General features: G+C 34.7%; 13 protein-coding genes and 2 tRNA genes. 2 read left to right on the forward strand and 13 right to left on the reverse strand.

Features of this window, described 5'->3' with window-relative positions; all coding sequences use genetic code 11:
• Positions 1-502: 502 nt before the first annotated feature.
• The 12 genes from ES045_RS06860 to ES045_RS06915 all read right to left on the reverse strand — a co-directional run bounded on the left by ES045_RS06860 (position 503) and on the right by ES045_RS06915 (position 13,684).
• Positions 503-1,441 (reverse strand): Gfo/Idh/MocA family protein, encoded by a 939-nt coding sequence (locus ES045_RS06860; protein ID WP_147114444.1) that lies wholly within the window; start codon positions 1,439-1,441, stop codon positions 503-505.
• A gap of 55 nt (positions 1,442-1,496) precedes the next feature.
• Complete coding sequence (gene gmd, locus ES045_RS06865; protein ID WP_147114447.1) at positions 1,497-2,618, reverse strand: GDP-mannose 4,6-dehydratase; 1,122 nt, start codon at positions 2,616-2,618, stop codon at positions 1,497-1,499.
• A gap of 1,681 nt (positions 2,619-4,299) precedes the next feature.
• Positions 4,300-5,250 carry a GDP-L-fucose synthase family protein gene (locus ES045_RS06870; RefSeq protein WP_147114450.1) on the reverse strand — a complete coding sequence of 317 codons (951 nt, stop codon included), beginning with the start codon at positions 5,248-5,250 and terminating at the stop codon, positions 4,300-4,302.
• Between the two features lie 367 nt (positions 5,251-5,617).
• Positions 5,618-5,692: transfer RNA gene (locus ES045_RS06875), tRNA-Val, on the reverse strand.
• A 468-nt stretch (positions 5,693-6,160) separates the two neighbouring features.
• Positions 6,161-6,235, reverse strand: a tRNA-Val gene (locus ES045_RS06880).
• A gap of 59 nt (positions 6,236-6,294) precedes the next feature.
• Positions 6,295-7,503, reverse strand: a complete 1,209-nt coding sequence (locus ES045_RS06885) for a bifunctional folylpolyglutamate synthase/dihydrofolate synthase (protein WP_147114453.1) — start codon at positions 7,501-7,503, stop codon at positions 6,295-6,297.
• A 68-nt stretch (positions 7,504-7,571) separates the two neighbouring features.
• Positions 7,572-8,399, reverse strand: a complete 828-nt coding sequence (locus ES045_RS06890; protein ID WP_147114456.1) for an energy transducer TonB — start codon at positions 8,397-8,399, stop codon at positions 7,572-7,574.
• 38 nt (positions 8,400-8,437) lie between these two features.
• Positions 8,438-8,830 carry an ExbD/TolR family protein gene (locus ES045_RS06895; protein WP_147114459.1) on the reverse strand — a complete coding sequence of 131 codons (393 nt, stop codon included), beginning with the start codon at positions 8,828-8,830 and terminating at the stop codon, positions 8,438-8,440.
• A 119-nt stretch (positions 8,831-8,949) separates the two neighbouring features.
• Complete coding sequence (locus ES045_RS06900) at positions 8,950-9,639, reverse strand: MotA/TolQ/ExbB proton channel family protein (RefSeq protein ID WP_147114462.1); 690 nt, start codon at positions 9,637-9,639, stop codon at positions 8,950-8,952.
• Positions 9,640-9,783: 144 nt separating this feature from the next.
• Positions 9,784-11,187, reverse strand: a complete 1,404-nt coding sequence (gene nhaD, locus ES045_RS06905) for a sodium:proton antiporter NhaD (protein WP_147114465.1) — start codon at positions 11,185-11,187, stop codon at positions 9,784-9,786.
• A 15-nt stretch (positions 11,188-11,202) separates the two neighbouring features.
• Positions 11,203-12,435, reverse strand: a complete 1,233-nt coding sequence (locus tag ES045_RS06910; RefSeq protein WP_147114468.1) for a Glu/Leu/Phe/Val dehydrogenase dimerization domain-containing protein — start codon at positions 12,433-12,435, stop codon at positions 11,203-11,205.
• A gap of 190 nt (positions 12,436-12,625) precedes the next feature.
• The gene (locus ES045_RS06915) at positions 12,626-13,684 is read right to left on the reverse strand and encodes an anhydro-N-acetylmuramic acid kinase (RefSeq protein WP_147114471.1); all 1,059 of its coding nucleotides are present in this window, start codon (positions 13,682-13,684) and stop codon (positions 12,626-12,628) included.
• Between the two features lie 91 nt (positions 13,685-13,775).
• Between ES045_RS06915 and ES045_RS06920 the strand changes: the two genes are divergently transcribed.
• On the forward strand, positions 13,776-14,918 hold the full coding sequence (locus ES045_RS06920) for an acyl-CoA dehydrogenase (RefSeq protein WP_147114473.1): 1,143 nt from the start codon (positions 13,776-13,778) through the stop codon (positions 14,916-14,918).
• A 240-nt stretch (positions 14,919-15,158) separates the two neighbouring features.
• Here the strand turns inward: ES045_RS06920 and ES045_RS06925 are convergent, their stop codons facing one another.
• Positions 15,159-15,941 carry a tRNA pseudouridine(38-40) synthase TruA gene (locus ES045_RS06925; protein WP_147114476.1) on the reverse strand — a complete coding sequence of 261 codons (783 nt, stop codon included), beginning with the start codon at positions 15,939-15,941 and terminating at the stop codon, positions 15,159-15,161.
• 269 nt (positions 15,942-16,210) lie between these two features.
• Between ES045_RS06925 and ES045_RS06930 the strand changes: the two genes are divergently transcribed.
• Complete coding sequence (locus ES045_RS06930; protein ID WP_147114479.1) at positions 16,211-17,191, forward strand: outer membrane beta-barrel protein; 981 nt, start codon at positions 16,211-16,213, stop codon at positions 17,189-17,191.
• Positions 17,192-17,222: the final 31 nt, after the last annotated feature.

Consider the following 17,222-nt stretch of genomic DNA (forward strand, 5'->3'; position numbering starts at 1 on the left):
GCTAGTCTTTGTCTTTGTCTTAGTCTTTTTTCTGACTTTGACTTAGACATTGACTTTATTTTTGCCTGAACCCAATTACTTGACTCACTACTAAATACTTATCTTTCTCACAAACATTGACATTGACTTTGTCATTAACGTTGTTCCTCCCTTTAACGCTAACATTATCTCCCTTCCTTAGCTTGTCTTAGTCTTTGTCTTTTTTCTGACTTTGACGTTGACTAAGACGTTGACTTTGTTTTCGTCCTAATCTAAGTTTTAGTCTTAGTCTTAGTTCCTGCCTTTAACGCTAACATTATCTCCCTTCCCCAGCTAGTCTTAGTTTTTGTTTCTAAAATTGACTTTGACCATTTATATAAATTGATGCATTTTATATTTAACTCATGGCAAAAAAAGTATGGCAATAGCACTCTTAAAGTATCCTAAATGCTCTTTGCGTATTGGATTGAAATATCCGTAAGCGGTAATTTCTTATTTTATGATCCTTTCCTATAAATATGCTTTATTTACTTAAAAAGGGGTGTTTTTCACCTGATGTTGCAATGCCTGTATTTCGAATATCATGCACAATTTCAATAGAACTTCTCACTTCTTCCAGTCCGAACCCTTTATTTAAAAGTATTTTCTTGTAACTTTCCGTGTGCAACTCTGTAAAACCATTACTAAACTCTAGCTCTTCATTATCTATTGTGATCGACCTGAAAGTTCTCTGCTGTTTTTCCTTAATTTCTTTCGGAAGGTCATGCTCATCAATTGACAAAAACCAACGCACTCTTGCATTTTCAAACTCTAAATAGCCTGCTGCTTTGTTTTTCTCTCTCAAATGAACAACATTCTCTTGAACATCACCAAAGATCCAAGACAACATGTCATAGAAATGAACGCCGATGTTTGTTGCAATTCCGCCTGATTTTGCTTCATCTCCTTTCCAAGAAATATCATACCACTTTCCTCTTGACGTGATGTAGGTTAAATCGATGTCGTACTTGTTTTTCTTGTTCGTTAAATCCACGTTGTTTTTTAACGCAATAATAGCATCATGCAATCTTAATTGAAGAATGGTATTTATTTTTCCTTCAGATTCTTTTTCTATCGCGGCTAAAGCATCAATATTCCAAGGATTTAAAACAATTGGTTTTTCACAAATGGCATCTGCCCCTCTTCTTAACGCCATTCTTATATGAGAGTCGTGCAAATAATTTGGCGTACAAATACTCACGTAATCTAAGTTGATGTTCTGATTTCTCTTTAATTTTTCGATGTAACGGTCGAATCTTTCAAACTCCACGAAAAAATCTGCATTCGGAAAATAGCGATCCATCACCCCCACAGAATCAAACTTATCTAGGGCTGCTATTAAATTGTTATTGGTATCTTGAATTGCTTTTAAATGTCTTGGTGCAATATAACCTGCAGCGCCTATTAATGCAAAATTCTTCATTTTTTTTACTGATTTTTAACTAGTCATTTTTAGAAACTTAAAAGCTCCATTCACTTTACTCAAAGTAGTTTAGAGTCATATATCCTCCTTCTTTTAAATACTGATCTTTCTCCATTAACCGCACATCATTTTTCATCATATCTTTTACAAGAGATTGTAAATCATGCTCTGGAATCCAACCTAATTTGGTATTTGCTTTTGTAGGATCTCCAATTAACAAATCTACTTCTGTTGGCCTAAAGTATTTAGGATCTACCGCCAATATTTCCTTTCCTATTTCTATTTGATATTTTGAGTTGTCACATGCTTTTACATAGGCTCTCTCATCAACTCCTGCTCCTTTAAATTCTAATGTAACCCCCACTTCAGCAAAACTCATTCTTACAAAATCTCTTACAGACGTTGTCTTACCCGTTGCAATTACCCAATCTTCTGCTTCTTCTGCTTGTAAAATCATCCACATCATGCGCACATAATCTTTTGCATGGCCCCAATCTCTTTTCGCATCTAAGTTTCCAAGATATAGTTTATCTTGTAACCCCAATGCTATTCGAGAGGCTGCTCTGGTAATTTTCCGAGTCACAAAAGTCTCTCCTCTTAAGGGCGATTCATGATTAAAAAGAATTCCATTACAAGTGTACATTCCGTATGCTTCCCTGTAGTTTACTGCAATCCAATAAGCATACATCTTCGCAACTGCATACGGTGAACGCGGATAAAAGGGGGTCGTTTCAGACTGCGGAACTTCTTGTACTTTTCCATACAGTTCTGATGTAGAAGCTTGGTAAATTCTTGTTTTTTTCTCTAAACCTAACAAACGAACCGCATCTAAAATTCGCAAGGTTCCTAATCCATCTGCATTCCCGGTATATTCTGGAGTTTCAAAAGAGACTGCAACATGACTCATCGCTGCCAAATTATAGATTTCATCTGGCTGAATTTCTTTTATCAAACGCGTGATATTCGTACTATCGGTCATATCTCCATAATGCAAGAAGAAATTTCTGTTATCTACATGCGGATCTTGATACAAATGATCTATTCTATCGGTATTAAATAAAGAAGATCTTCTCTTCATACCGTGGACTTGATATCCTTTTTTTAATAAAAACTCACTTAAATAAGCGCCATCTTGCCCTGTTACTCCTGTTATAAATGCTACTTTTTGTTTTTCCATTATTTTCTTTATTAACTTTGTCCAAGTCTAACATTGACTTTGACGTTGCCTTTTGACTTTGACTAAAACGTTGACTTTGTTTTTGTTCTAATCTGCGTCTTTGTCTTAGTATTACTTTGACTTTGATTTTGACTTTGACTTTGACTTTGACTTTGATTTTGACTTTGACGTTGACTTCCTTCTCCACCCAGTCTTAGTCTTTGTCTTTTTTCTGACTTTGACTTTGACCTAGACTTTGTTTTTGTCTTAACCCAAGTCTTAGTCTTTGTCTTAGTCTTAGTCTTAGTTTCTGCCTTTAACGCTAACATTATCTTCTTCCTTAGCTAGTCTTTGTCTTTGTCTTAGTCTTTGTCTTTTTTATACACCTTGACTTTGACTAAAACGTTGACTTTGTTTTAGTTCCTGCCTTTAACGCTAACATCACCTCCTTCCTTAGCTAGTCTTAGTCTTTTTTCTGACTTTGACTTTGACTAAAACATTGACTTTGTTTTTGTCTTAACCCAAGTCTTAGTCTTTGTCTTAGTTTCTGCCTTTAACGCTAACATTATCTTCTTCCCCAGCTAGTCTTTGTCTTTTTTCTGACTTTGACGTTGACTAAAACGTTGACTTTGATATTGTCCTAATCTAAGTTTTAGCCTTTGTCTTAGTTCCTGCCTTTAACGCTAACATTATCTTCTTCCTCAGCTAGTCTTTGTCTTTGTCTTTTTTCTGACTTTGACGTTGACTAAAACGTTGACTTTGTTTTTGTCTTAATCCAAGTCTTAGTCTTTGTTTTAGTTCCTGCCTTTAACGCTAACATTATCTCCTTCCTTAGCTAGTCTTTGTCTTTGTCTTAGTCTTTGTCTTTTTTGTACACCTTGACTTTGACTAAAACGTTGACTTTGATATTGTCCTAATCTAAGTTTTAGCCTTTGTCTTAGTTTCTGCCTTTAACGCTAACATTATCTTCTTCCCTAGCTAGTCTTTGTCTTTGTCTTTGTCTTAGTCTTAGTTTCTGCCTTTAACGCTAACATTATCTTCTTCCCCAGCTAGTCTTTGTCTTTTTTCTGACTTTGACTTTGACTTTGACTTTGTTTTTGTCTTAACCCAAGTCTTTGTCTTAGTCTTAGTTTCTGCCTTTAACGCTAACATTATCTTCTTCCCCAGCTAGTCTTTGTCTTTGTCTTTGTCTTAGTCTTAGTTCCTGCCTTTAACGCTAACATCACCTCCTTCCTTAGCTAGTCTTAGTCTTTGTCTTTTTTATACACCTTGACTTTGACATTAACGTTGTTCCTGCCTTTAACGCTAACATTATCTCCTTCCTTAACTAGTCTTAGTCTTTGTCTTCGTTTTAGTCTTTGTCTTAGTCTTTGTCTTAACCCAAGTCTTTGTCTTAGTCTTAGTTTCTGCCTTTAACGCTAACATTATCTTCTTCCCCAGCTAGTCTTTGTCTTTGTCTTAGTCTTAGTCTTAGTTCCTGCCTTTAACGCTAACATCACCTCCTTCCTTAGCTAGTCTTAGTCTTTGTCTTTTTTATACACCTTGACTTTGACATTAACGTTGTTCCTGCCTTTAACGCTAACATTATCTCCTTCCTTAACTAGTCTTAGTCTTTGTCTTCGTTTTAGTCTTTGTCTTAGTCTTTGTCTTTCTTTCCCTTTTTCAGTTTCAATGAACGCACAACGAATATCGAAAAACGTTGCTACATTTTCACTTCCTTAACATCCTCTATATTCTCCAAAAACCAATGGTATGTTTTCTCTATTCCTTCTTCTAACGCTGTGGTATATTGCCAACCAATTTTTTTCATTTTAGAAACATCCATTAATTTTCTTGGCGTTCCGTCTGGTTTTGATGAATCCCACAAAATCGCTCCTTGATGCCCCGTTACTTTTTGAATTGTTTCTGCCAATTCTTTTATAGTAATATCTTTTCCTGAACCTACATTGTACAAATGTTCTGGCAATTCATTTTCTAAAGCATACACAACTGCTGCTGCCATATCATCTACAAATAAAAACTCGCGCATTGGTGTTCCGCTTCCCCATAATTCAACAGGAGCATTATCGTTTAGCTTCGCTTCATGAAACTTACGCAACATGGCAGGCAATACATGAGATGTTTTCAAATCGAAATTATCATGTGTGCCATATAAGTTGGTGGGCATTAAACTCACATAATCTTTATTGAATTGTTTTCTTATTGCCTCACAAGCCTTCACTCCCGTTATTTTCGCAATGGCATACCATTCATTTGTTGGCTCTAAAGAAGCTGTTAATAGGTGTTCTTCTTTTAATGGCTGTGGAGCAAATTTGGGATAAATGCAAGAACTTCCTAAAAAAATAAATTTCTCGATCCCTGACTTTAATGCTCCATCAATTAAGTTATTTTGGATTTGCATATTTTCCATTAAAAACTGGTAAGGAAAATCACTATTCGCTAAAATACCACCCACTTTGGCAGCAGCATCGATGACAACTTCTGGTTTCTCGGTTTCAAAAAAATGAAGTACTTCTTGCTGATTTCTTAAATCTAAGGCTGCACTCGTTTTGCCTAGTAAATTATGATAACCTTTCTTTTCTAAGGCTCTCCAAACAGCAGAACCGACCATTCCCTTATGTCCTGCAATATATATTTTTGTTGATGTATTCATTGCCTATAATTTCTATGATATAAAAATGTCATTCCTTCAAATTTGTAAAAATCTAAAATAAATGAAACTTTCGATAAACCTTAACAGTCTCTAAAAACAAAAATACAAAAAGGATTATTTTATTGAGGATAATTTAATGTTTTAAAAAAATATTTTTAGACACAAAAAAACTTTAGGAATTCTGCTGCATTTTACCGTGGTAAGTATTGAGGGATTAGAGATCCCCGATTGAAACCGCTACTGCAAATACAATCCTCATGAGCTACGCTCATAATGTCTTTTTTATTTTAGAAAAATCACGAAGCAAGCTTCAGCTTTTTCTAAAATAAAAAATCCTGTCGAAAAATCGACAGGATTGTATTTGATGTGGGCAATGAGGGATTCGAACCCCCGACCCTCTCGGTGTAAACGAGATGCTCTGAACCAACTGAGCTAATTGCCCTTAGCGGATGCAAATATAATATAGATTTTAGACATACCAAACAAAAAAGTGGTAGAATTTTATTTTTAAATGAAAAAATATTTTAATGCTAAAAAAAAACGCGCAAATAGTGTGAGCTTTTGAATTTACTTTTTTAAGCAACAAGGAATTAGATACCTCATACTGAAACCACTACTGCAAACACAATCCTTATGAGCTCCGCTCATACCGTCTTTTTTTTATTTTTATAAAACCATGAAGCAAGCTGCTATTTTTTTAAGAACGAAATCCTGTCGAAAATTCGACAGGATTGTAATTGATGTGAGCAATGAGGGATTGCAGATCCCCAATTGAAACCGCTACTGCAAATACAATCCTCATGAGCTCCGCTCATAATGTCTTTTTTATTTTAGAAAAATCACGAAGCAAGCTTCAGCTTTTTCTAAAATAAAAAATCCTGTCGAAAAATCGACAGGATTGTATTTGATGTGGGCAATGAGGGATTCGAACCCCCGACCCTCTCGGTGTAAACGAGATGCTCTGAACCAACTGAGCTAATTGCCCTTAAGCGGTTGCAAATATAGCACCGTTTTTAGAGATACCAAACAAAAAACATCTTTTATTTAAATAATTTCAGCTACTACAAAAGTACTCCCGCCAACATAGATTACATCTTCTTGATTAGCAGAACGTAACGAAGCCTTATATGCTTCTTCTACAGATGCATATTTTTTTCCAAATAGATCAAATGCGGTTGCTTTTTCCTGTAAAACAGCTTCAGACATGCCTCTTGGTATGTTGGGTTTGCAAAAATAATAGCTGGCTGCTTTAGGAAAAAGAGGTAAAAGGTCTTCTAATTTCTTATCTGAAACAACTCCTAATACAATGTGAAGCTGCTTTCCTTGTTCTTTTTGAAGCTGATTTAAAACAATTTCTAAACCTTCTTTATTATGCGCCGTATCACAAATCACCTTTGGATGCTCTTGTAAAATCTGCCACCTTCCTTTTAAATTGGTGTTTTTTACCACGTGTAGCAATCCGTTTTTAATATTTTCTTCGGAAACTTGAAATCCTTTTAACTTTTTTATTGCTGCAACAGCTGTTTTGGTATTTTTCTCTTGGTAATCACCTAACAAATCCGTTTGATACCTACCTACTTCATCTGAAGCAAAGTAAATGGGTGCTTTTTCTGCTGCTGCTTTCGCTAAAAAAACATTTTTGACTGCTATTTGCTCTTCACCAATAATAACCGGAACATTCTTTTTTATAATTCCTGCTTTTTCAAAGGCAATTTCTGGCAATGTTTCTCCTAGAAACTGTGTATGGTCTAAACCGATATTTGTAATGACAGCTATTTCTGGCGTAATAATATTTGTAGAATCTAACCGTCCGCCTAAACCAACCTCAACAATGGCAATGTCTACTTTTTGGGAAGCAAAATAATCAAAAGCCAAACCTACGGTCATTTCAAAAAAGGATAGCTTTTGTTGCGCTAAAAAATCTTTGTGCTTACTTATAAATGCTGTTATTTTTCGCTTCGGAATTTCTTCTCCATTGATTCTTATTCTTTCTGTGAAGTTTTTTAAATGCGGCGATGTGTACAAACCAACCTTATAGCCTGCTTCTTGTAACATAGAAGCCAACAGATGACTTGTAGATCCTTTTCCGTTTGTGCCACCCACATGAATCGATTTAAACTTCTTGTCTGGGAAGTTTAATTCTTTTGACAACGCGAGGGTATTGGTTAAATCTTTTTTGAATGCTGTTTTGCCTTCTCTTTGGTACATTGGCAATTGCGCAAACATCCAATCTAAGGTTTCTTTATACGTCATTTATAATGGATTGAAAATATGCTTCGACAAGCGCAGCAGAACAATTAATAAGCAACAAATGTAAGTGATTATTTAGACAATGAAAACTTATAAATAATGGTTCCGGTTTGAATTGACGGAGCGTCTTTATCTGAATTCCAAAGAGTTCTTAACGCAGCTTCTTTTGCTGGTTTTGCCAAACAAGGTGCTGTATTTGTGGTTCCTTTTACACCCGGAAATGCACTGATTACTTTTCCGTTTTTATCTACTGTAATTCGAACAACGACAATGCCTTCTTCTTGGCAATTTGGTTGTCTTTTGGGTGTAGACAATGCTTTTCTTCCTGCTAAATTATAATCGCCACCAGCACCGCTGCCTGTATTGCCATAATATTTAGAAGAATTGGAATCTCCTCCTTCTTGCCCTTTTACACCTTCTACCTTGTCATCACCTTCTCCTTTTGGTTTTCCTTCGGATGAGTTTCCGTTTAACAATTTATTTAAGGCATCTTGATTTTCTTTCGATGGTTTTGGCTTCGGCTTTTCTTTCGGAACTTCCTTTTTCACAACCTCTTTGAGCGGTTCTTTTTTCTTTTCTTTGACTTTTTCTACAACAGGAACGTCTTTGGAAGTGTAATTTGTAATAATTTCTTCTTTGAGAACTTCTTTCGGAGTTTCCTGTACCTCTGCTACAATTTCTTCTTCTTTCACAACTTCTTTTGGAGCTATTTTTTTAGATTCGGCAACAGGTTCTCCGCTACCAACAGCTGAGTCTCCGAAATTGATTGCCAAACCATATTCTTCTGGCGGATCTAAATACTGCATCCCATAATTAAAGATCCCGAAGATGAAAAGCATCAGAATAAGCGCAGTAATTACTGCCGATTTGCGTTTATGTGTTGTGTTTAATATTTGCATAGTTTTACTTCTCGACTGCGCTCGAAGTGCCAACGTTTTTATTTGCCTTCTACAGCTAAAATCATTTTTAATTTATTCTTATTTGCAATGTCAATCACTTTCATCACATTTTTATAAGGCACCTCTTTGTCTCCACGAATAATAATCGTTTTTTGCTTGTCAGTTCCTACTTTTCTTAAAATCTCACTTTCTAAATTAGCGGAAGTGACTTCTGTTTTATCGATATAAAAAATTGAATTATTTGTAATTGAAACGGCTACAGATTTACTATTCTCTGTTTTTCCGCCTGCTTTTGGCAGCAAAACATCAATGGCACTTACCGTAACTAAAGTTGATGTGAGCATGAAAAATATCAACAATAAAAAAACAATATCTGTCATGGATGACATATTGAATGTTGGATCTACTTTATTTCTTCCGCGTAAATTCATACTAAATATTCAATGTTTAAAATTCAAAGTTTAAGGTTGGGTTCAAAATATTAAAAAATAGCATGACTACCAATTCAAAATCCGCCCCTTTGAACCTAAAACGTTCCATCTTGAACCTTTTATACAGGTTCGTTTAATAAATCTAAAAACTCTACAGATTTCGCTTCCATTTGATACACTACTTTATCCGTTCTAACCACCAAGTGATTGTACGTACTGTAAGCAATAATACCAACAATTAAACCACCAACTGTAGTTGTCATGGCTGTATACAAGCCGTCTGAAAGTAATTTTATATCTATTTGTCCGCCAGCATTTGCTATTTCATGAATTGCAATGATCATTCCAATGACAGTTCCTAAGAAACCAATCATTGGCGCAACACCTGCAATCGTAGCCAAAACACTTACATTTTTTTCTAGTTGATACACTTCTAACTTTCCTGCAGTTTCAATGGCCGTATTGATGTCATCTAAAGGTTTTCCTATTCTAGAAATTCCTTTTCCAATCAAACGTGCCGTTGGTGTATTCTTGCTTTTACAAAGTGAATCTGCCGCTTCTAACTTGCCATTGGAAATATAATCTCGAATTTGATTCATAAAATTCTCATCAATTTTTGCTGCTGATTTTATAGCAAAAAAGCGTTCGAAATAAATATACAATGCAATTGTTAGCAATACAACTAAAAGCGCAATGATTATTTGACCTCCTAAACCACCATCCATAATTAATTTATAGATAGAGAGTGTTTTCTCTTCGGAAACAGCTTCTGCTAACACCTCTTTATTTTCTTGAAAAAATGACCACATTTACGATTGATTTAAAGTTCTTACCTATTAACGACTATTCCTTTTTTAAATTGCTTCAAAAAGAGACAAGTCAGCTTTATTTTCAAAAAAAATGCCATTCCAAATAAACCATGAAATGACATTTTATAATTTATTACATGCGCATTAAAATAATGTTCTGGTAATCATAAACGCAGCAGAACCAACAATAAAGCCGATGAGTGCCAACCAAGATATTTTTTTAAAATACCAGAAAAAATCTATTTTCTCCATTCCCATTGCTACAACACCAGCTGCAGAACCAATAATTAACATCGAACCACCTGTTCCTGCAGAAAAAGCAATAAAATGCCATAACTCATTATCTAAAGGCTCATTAAACATCCCTAAACTTGCCGCAACCAAAGGTACATTATCTATTACCGCAGAACCAACACCTAGCAACATTACGACTAAATCGGAGACTCCTGTAATGCCTACTTCGTGCACTTCTGTACCCATCATTGGCACATTTTCTTGCAATGTAGATGCAAAATTGAATAAAATTCCTAAGGACTCTAAAGCCGCAACTGCCATTAAAATTCCTAAGAAAAATAAAATACTTGGCATTTCAATTTTAGACAAAGATGCATGCACCGGACTGTGATGTGCGTGTGCTTCTGACTCTGCACTGTCATAATCTGTTAGAGAGAATTTAGCACGACTGAATATTTCTGCAAAAGTTGCCACAATTGCCAAAGACAACATCATGCCAACATAAGGAGGTAAATGTGTAATTGTTTTAAAAACAGGTACAAAAACAATAGCGCCTAAACCTAAATACAGCATTTTAGCACTGTGTGCACTTTTTGGTTTCTCTACTTCGTTTTCATCAAAATCTATTTCCCCTTTAAAAGCAGGTAAAAATGAGGCTATAAAAGTAGGAACTGCCATACATAATAAAGAAGGTAGTAGTAAATATTGTACTAATTTTAAAGTCGTTACCTTTTTACCAATCCAAAGCATTGTGGTGGTAACATCTCCAATAGGAGACCAAGCACCCCCTGCGTTTGCTGCAATAATGATCAAACCAGCAAACCAAATTCTTTCCTCTCTCTTTTTAACAATTTTCTGTAAAATAGAAATCAACACAATCGTTGCTGTTAAATTATCTATGATGGCAGACAATACGAAAGCAAGTATGGAGAAAATCCATAATATATTAGATTTTTTCTTCGTCTTTATATAACTCTTAATCGTAGAGAAACCGTCGAAATAATCGATGATCTCTACAATGGTCATGGCTCCTAAAAGAAATACTATAATCTCTGCTGTTTTACCTAAGTGATGCAAGAGTGTTTCTTCTACTAAATGCATTTTAGCATCATGCCCAAGACCACCAAAACCATCTACCAAAGCGTGCTTAGCAGAATCGAACCATGTTGTAAAATTATCTACACCAAGCGCTACCAAAGCCCAACACACCGCCATCATAATTAAGGCAGGTATTAGTTTGTCTAATTTTATGTTATGTTCTAATGTAATGGCCAAATACCCCATTACAAAAATTATAATAATTACTGATTCCATATTCTCTTATTTAGTTTATATCAATTGTTTGAGCGCTATTTCGAACGCGGTTGAACATATTTTTGTTTTAGATGCACTCTTTTTAAAAGTGTTTTGCAATGCCTTTTTTATAATATTAGAAGTATCATCAAAAATAGCTTTGTCTTGCATTGGTAAAGCAACTCTTGCTTCCATTAAATAGGCAAAAACTCTTGCAATACCACAGTTTGATATAAAATCTGGTAACAAACTTAAATGATTGTCTGTATATTCCATTATAGGTCCAAAGAAAATTTCTTTGTCTGCAAACGGCACATTTGCTCCTGGAGAGATTACTTCTAAACCAGTATCTATCATTTGCTGTACTTGGTCTTTAGAAACCAATCTTGAAGCTGCTGCAGGAATAAAAATTTCAGCTGGCAACTTCCATATTTTTTCATTAATTTCTTCAAAAGGAATCATGTCTTCAGAAACTAATTGATTTCCATTTTTGGCTAGAAATAAAGCCGTCATCTCTTCCATAGAAAAACCTTCTTCCTTTATTACACCGCCCTCTCTGTCTATAATACCCACAACTTTAGCACCTAATTGTGTTAAATAATAAGCGGCTGCAGAGCCTACATTTCCAAATCCTTGTACAATGGCTCTTTTCCCTTCAATTTTACCACCATAAATGTTGTAATAATGTTTTACTGCTGCTGCTACACCGTAGCCCGTTAACATATCTGCAACGGTATATTTTCTTGATAAATCTGGCGAAAAATCTTTATTTTCGATCACTTTAATTACGCCTAAACGCAATTGACCAATTCTATTAATTTTATCTGCTTCTGTTGGTTTGAAGTGCCCATTAAAAATACCTTCTTGTGGATGCCAAACACCACAATCTTCTGTGATAGGAATTACCTCTTTATCTGCGTCTACATTTAAATCGCCACCCGTACCATAATAATGTTTTAACAAAGGCGTTACTGCTTTGTACCAACGCTCTAAAACTTGTCTTTTTCTTGGATCATTTGGGTCGAAATTAATACCCGATTTCGCCCCCCCAATTGCGGGACCAGAAACGGTAAACTTTACTTCCATTGTTTTTGCTAAAGACAATACTTCATTCATGTCTAAGCCTTTTCTCATACGTGTTCCTCCACCAGCAGCACCACCTCTTAAGGAGTTTATCACGGTCCAACCTTCTGCTGCAGTTTCTTGATCTTTCCAATGAAAAACAATTTCTGGTTGCTTGTTCTCGTATTTCTTTAATAATTCTTTCATTTTATTTCTTTATAAAGTTTCAACTTAATTTCTAAATCTTTCCATGCATTTTTTTTTACGACATTTACTTTGTTTAGAGAAGTTAAAGCTGATTCATTTTTTAAAATATTTTTTGAATTGTTAAACGTTATACTTTACCTCACAAACTTACTCTAAAAAAACAAATGTCACCGCTTTTTAAAATAAAAAACTAAGGTAAAAAAATAACTCCCGAAGAATGATTTTCACTAGCACCAGTGACACTTTTCAAACAATTTACCTGATTATTAATTTTTAAAACTCCTAAAAAAGCAAAAATTAACGCCTCTTTATAGTTGATTAATGCATCAGACGATGCTACAACTTTAATAGTAGCAGTCTCTTTGATCCTTTCCATTAAAAAAGAATTAAAAACACCTCCGCCAGTTATTAAAACCGCATTCGAATCTTTTACAACCGTTGCTATTTGAATGGCAATATGTTCTACAAAAGTTCTTAAAATAACAGAAACATCTGCTTCTAACTTATCTATTAAAGGAAATACTGCTGCTTGAACCCATTCTAAGCCTAAAGATTTTGGCGGGGCAATTTTGTAAAATTCGAGCGCATTTAACGTTTCTAAAAGTTGCTCATTTATTTTTCCTTCGGATGCTATTTTACCAGAAGCATCATATGCTAACCCCATTTTATTAGCATAAAAGTTTAATACAATATTTACAGGACAAATATCAAAAGCAACTCTTACTCCGTCTTTATGAAAAGAAACATTAGAAAATCCGCCTAAATTTAGACAAAAATCATGTTCAGAAAATAACAATTCATCCCCAATTGGCACTAAAGGTGCTCCTTGTCCGCCCAAAGCAACGTCTTGTGTCCTAAAATCGCAAACAACTTTTTGGTTCGTTATTTTTGCAATTTCTTTCCCAGAACCAACCTGTAAAGTAATTCCTTTTTCTGGTTGATGTAAAATAGTGTGTCCGTGAGAAGCGATAAAATCGATTGCTTCAATCTTATAATTGGCAATAAAATTAGCTGTCACATCTCCCAAATGCTTGCCGTAAGTAGTATCTAAAGCTAATAATTCTTCCGAAGAAAAATGAATGGCGTTTTGTAACATTTGCTTCCATTCGGCTGCATATGCAACCGTTTCTGCATGTATAATCTCAAAAAAAGCAACGTCGTCTTTCTTAAACTTTACATACACCAAATCTATTCCGTCTAAAGAAGTACCAGACATTAAACCGATTACAAAAACCTCTCGTTTATCCATATGCGTAAAAATAATAAAATCTATTGAAAATATGTTACGAAATCGATATCTTTGATGCCGAATATTACGAATATAACAAATAAATATACAGATGGATTTTAGTTTAACAGAAGAACACACAATGATTCGAGATGCTGCAAGAGATTTTGCACAAACAGAATTATTGCCAGGTGTCATAGAAAGAGACAACAAACAAGAATTCCCACAAGAATTGGTGAAAAAAATGGGAGACCTTGGTTTTATGGGAATTATGGTAGCTCCTAAATACGGAGGAAGCGGAATGGATGCTATTTCTTACGTGTTAATCATGGAAGAACTTTCTAAAATTGATGCTTCTGCTTCTGTCATTGTATCTGTAAATAATTCTTTGGTTTGTTACGGCTTAGAATCATATGCCTCTGAAGAGCAAAAACAAAAATATTTAACAAAATTAGCTACAGGAGAATTTGTAGGTGCTTTTTGTTTAAGTGAACCCGAAGCAGGTTCAGACGCAACTTCTCAAGCAACAACGGCAGAAGACAAAGGAGATCATTACCTAATTAACGGGACAAAAAACTGGATTACAAGCGGGGGGCGTGCAGATGTTTATTTAGTGATTGCCCAAACAGACAGAGAAAAAGGACATAAAGGAATCAATGCTTTTATTGTTGAAAAAGGAATGGAAGGTTTTCATGTAGGACCTAAAGAAGATAAATTAGGAATCCGTGGTTCAGACACCCACACTTTGCAATTTAACGACGTAAAAGTACCTAAAGAAAATAGAATTGGTGAAGATGGATTTGGATTCAAATTCGCAATGAAAACACTTTCTGGAGGTAGAATTGGTATTGCTGCCCAAGCTTTAGGTATTGCAGCAGGAGCTTACGAATTGGCTTTAAAATACTCTAAAGAACGCAAAGCATTCGGTACAGAAATTTGCAATCATCAAGCAATTGCATTCAAATTAGCAGACATGCACACCGAAATTGAAGCGGCAAGAATGTTGGTTATGAAAGCTGCCTGGGACAAAGACCAAGGTAATAATTACGACATGTCTTCTGCAATGGCAAAACTGTACGCATCTAAAGTTGCCATGGAACATACCGTAGAAGCGGTGCAAATTCACGGTGGAAACGGCTTTGTGAAAGATTACCACGTAGAACGCTTAATGCGTGATGCAAAAATTACACAAATTTACGAAGGAACTTCTGAGATTCAGAAAATTGTAATTTCTAGAGGAATTATCAAAGGATAAACAACGCCTTATATATAAGGTACAAAAATCCATCTTTTCATAAGGTGGATTTTTTTCTTTTGGGCGTGTTTTTGAGAAAAACAAAAACCGCGCTATTCACTATATCTTTTTAAATTTGTCATAGCGAAGCGCACCTTTTCATAAACTGTGAGAATCTCATTATTAAAAAGCAGCGAACCTCTTTAGGTACACTTTAAAAAGGATGTCGTTGCTATCGCTCACGCTGGCTTATTACAAAAACTACTCCTTCAACTCGATATTATACAACTGCAAACCAGAAGAAGGCGCATTGTTTCTCATAAAGTGCCTATCGTTGTCTTCTTTTAAAGATGCTTCAATAAAATTGAAATCAAGATTTCCTTTACCCACTTCAAATAAGGTCGCCATCATTAATCGTATTTGATACCTTAAAAAACCTTTTCCTTTCACCTTTAAGATATAAGATTTCTCAGGAAAAAAACTTGCGGTCAAAATAGTGTTTTCTACAATTTCACAAGAATCAATGACTCTTTTAAAGATGGCATTTTCAGTTGGCTTGGTGCAATACTTATGAAAATAATGCGCTCCCTCAAATAGTTTTGCAGCAATTTTCATTTTCTCTACATCAAGAGTTTCTGCAATATTTACAATAAAAGGCGCCGCAAAAGGATGGTTTTTTTCTCCGAAAGAAAAGTAATAATGATATTCTTTAATTTTTGGCGTGTTAATAATAGTAAACTTTACATCCACCTCTTTAACAGAACTTGCTCTAAAATCAGGAGAAAAGTTAGAATTTAAAGATTGTAAAAAAGAAACTTCTTCAATTTTAGTATTTCTAAACAATTGTACATAATAAGAGTTTGCAGACACCTTTGCATCGGTTCTACCAACACCAATGGTTTTAAAGTCAAAATCTTCAAAAACATAAGACAAAGATTTATCAACCATATCATGCAATGTTTTTGCATTTTTCTGCTTTTGCCAACCAGAAAAACGAAAACCTAAGAATTCTATACAAATAATATAAGAAAATGAATATTTCATAGCTGCAAAAGTACAATAAATCCATATTTTTTTACAAAACATGCATTTTTATGGATATCACAAAATTAGACACTAGTTTTCTACATACCCAATATTACACACCCTTCAAAAATAAAAAAATAGATATATAATAATTTAACCCCCATTTTTTTATGGGTATATATTTAATATTTAGCTATAATAAAAAAACACCCCCTGTAAATTAAATATAAATAGATACATTTGACCCGTTGATTCAAAAACAAACCACAATTATAAAAACAAAGTTTATGAAAAAAATTATTTTTACTTTACTCATAGCAAGCAGTTTAATAGCAACTGGTCAAGAAAAAGAAAACAAAGGAACTTTTACATTAAGCGGAAGTGTAGATACGTATTACGCTACAAACTTATCAACTTCAGGCTTAGGAAATGTTGGTATCTTATCTGACGTAGCCGCAAATGGTTTTGGTTTAGGAATGGTGAATACCATCTTTTCTTACGAAAAAGGAAAAGTAGGTGTTGTTGCAGATCTAGCATATGGCCCAAGAGCAACTGCTGCAAATGCGTACACTGGTGCAATTAATCAATTATATGCTTACTATAATGCTTCAGAAAAAGTAACTTTTTCACTAGGTCAGTTTAACACTTTCTTAGGATATGAAGTAATTTCTCCTGTTGGCAATTTTAATTACACGGTCTCTTACTTATTTAATGCTGGTCCTTTTTCTCATACTGGTTTAAAAATTGACTATGCAGCGTCAGAAGATTTGTCTTTCATGTTTGCAGTTACAAATCCTCACACAGAAATTTCAGGAGCGAACCAAACGGATACTTACCAACTAGGTTTCCAAACAGGGTACAAAGGTCAGTTTTTAAATTTAGTATATGGTGCTGATGGCTCTGGTGTTAATGATGCTTTGTACGTAGACTATACAGGTGGTTTTAATTTATCAGATTCTTTTTTCTTCGGAATTAATGCTGCCTTCGCAAACGCTGATGATGCAGATGCCGGTTACCAAGGTGTCGCTTTGTACTTACAAAACACTTTTTCTGATACTTTTTCTTTAGGTATTAGACCAGAATTCTACACAACTACTTCTGGCACTGGAGACGCAAGCCAATCTGCATTTACTTTAACAGGAAACACAAATATTACAAATACTTTAAGACTTGTCACAGAAGTAAGATATGATACTTCTGATGATGTAACTTTCTTTGGAGACCACAACGTAACTGGCTTAACAATAGCTGCTGTTTACTCTTTCTAAAACTTAAAAACGAACTCATCAATATATTCAA

It is taken from the genome of Polaribacter sp. IC073 (assembly GCF_007997075.1).
Taxonomy (GTDB): domain Bacteria; phylum Bacteroidota; class Bacteroidia; order Flavobacteriales; family Flavobacteriaceae; genus Polaribacter.

What these genes read in the sequence shown, in the direction of transcription:
- ES045_RS06860 (WP_147114444.1), bottom strand. Translation starts at nt 1,441, where the DNA reads ATGAAGAATTTTGCATTAATAGGCGCTGCAGGTTATATTGCACCAAGA.
- gmd (WP_147114447.1), bottom strand. Translation starts at nt 2,618, where the DNA reads ATGGAAAAACAAAAAGTAGCATTTATAACAGGAGTAACAGGGCAAGAT.
- ES045_RS06870 (WP_147114450.1), bottom strand. Translation starts at nt 5,250, where the DNA reads ATGAATACATCAACAAAAATATATATTGCAGGACATAAGGGAATGGTC.
- ES045_RS06885 (WP_147114453.1), bottom strand. Translation starts at nt 7,503, where the DNA reads ATGACGTATAAAGAAACCTTAGATTGGATGTTTGCGCAATTGCCAATG.
- ES045_RS06890 (WP_147114456.1), bottom strand. Translation starts at nt 8,399, where the DNA reads ATGCAAATATTAAACACAACACATAAACGCAAATCGGCAGTAATTACT.
- ES045_RS06895 (WP_147114459.1), bottom strand. Translation starts at nt 8,830, where the DNA reads ATGAATTTACGCGGAAGAAATAAAGTAGATCCAACATTCAATATGTCA.
- ES045_RS06900 (WP_147114462.1), bottom strand. Translation starts at nt 9,639, where the DNA reads ATGTGGTCATTTTTTCAAGAAAATAAAGAGGTGTTAGCAGAAGCTGTT.
- nhaD (WP_147114465.1), bottom strand. Translation starts at nt 11,187, where the DNA reads ATGGAATCAGTAATTATTATAATTTTTGTAATGGGGTATTTGGCCATT.
- ES045_RS06910 (WP_147114468.1), bottom strand. Translation starts at nt 12,435, where the DNA reads ATGAAAGAATTATTAAAGAAATACGAGAACAAGCAACCAGAAATTGTT.
- ES045_RS06915 (WP_147114471.1), bottom strand. Translation starts at nt 13,684, where the DNA reads ATGGATAAACGAGAGGTTTTTGTAATCGGTTTAATGTCTGGTACTTCT.
- ES045_RS06920 (WP_147114473.1), top strand. Translation starts at nt 13,776, where the DNA reads ATGGATTTTAGTTTAACAGAAGAACACACAATGATTCGAGATGCTGCA.
- ES045_RS06925 (WP_147114476.1), bottom strand. Translation starts at nt 15,941, where the DNA reads ATGAAATATTCATTTTCTTATATTATTTGTATAGAATTCTTAGGTTTT.
- ES045_RS06930 (WP_147114479.1), top strand. Translation starts at nt 16,211, where the DNA reads ATGAAAAAAATTATTTTTACTTTACTCATAGCAAGCAGTTTAATAGCA.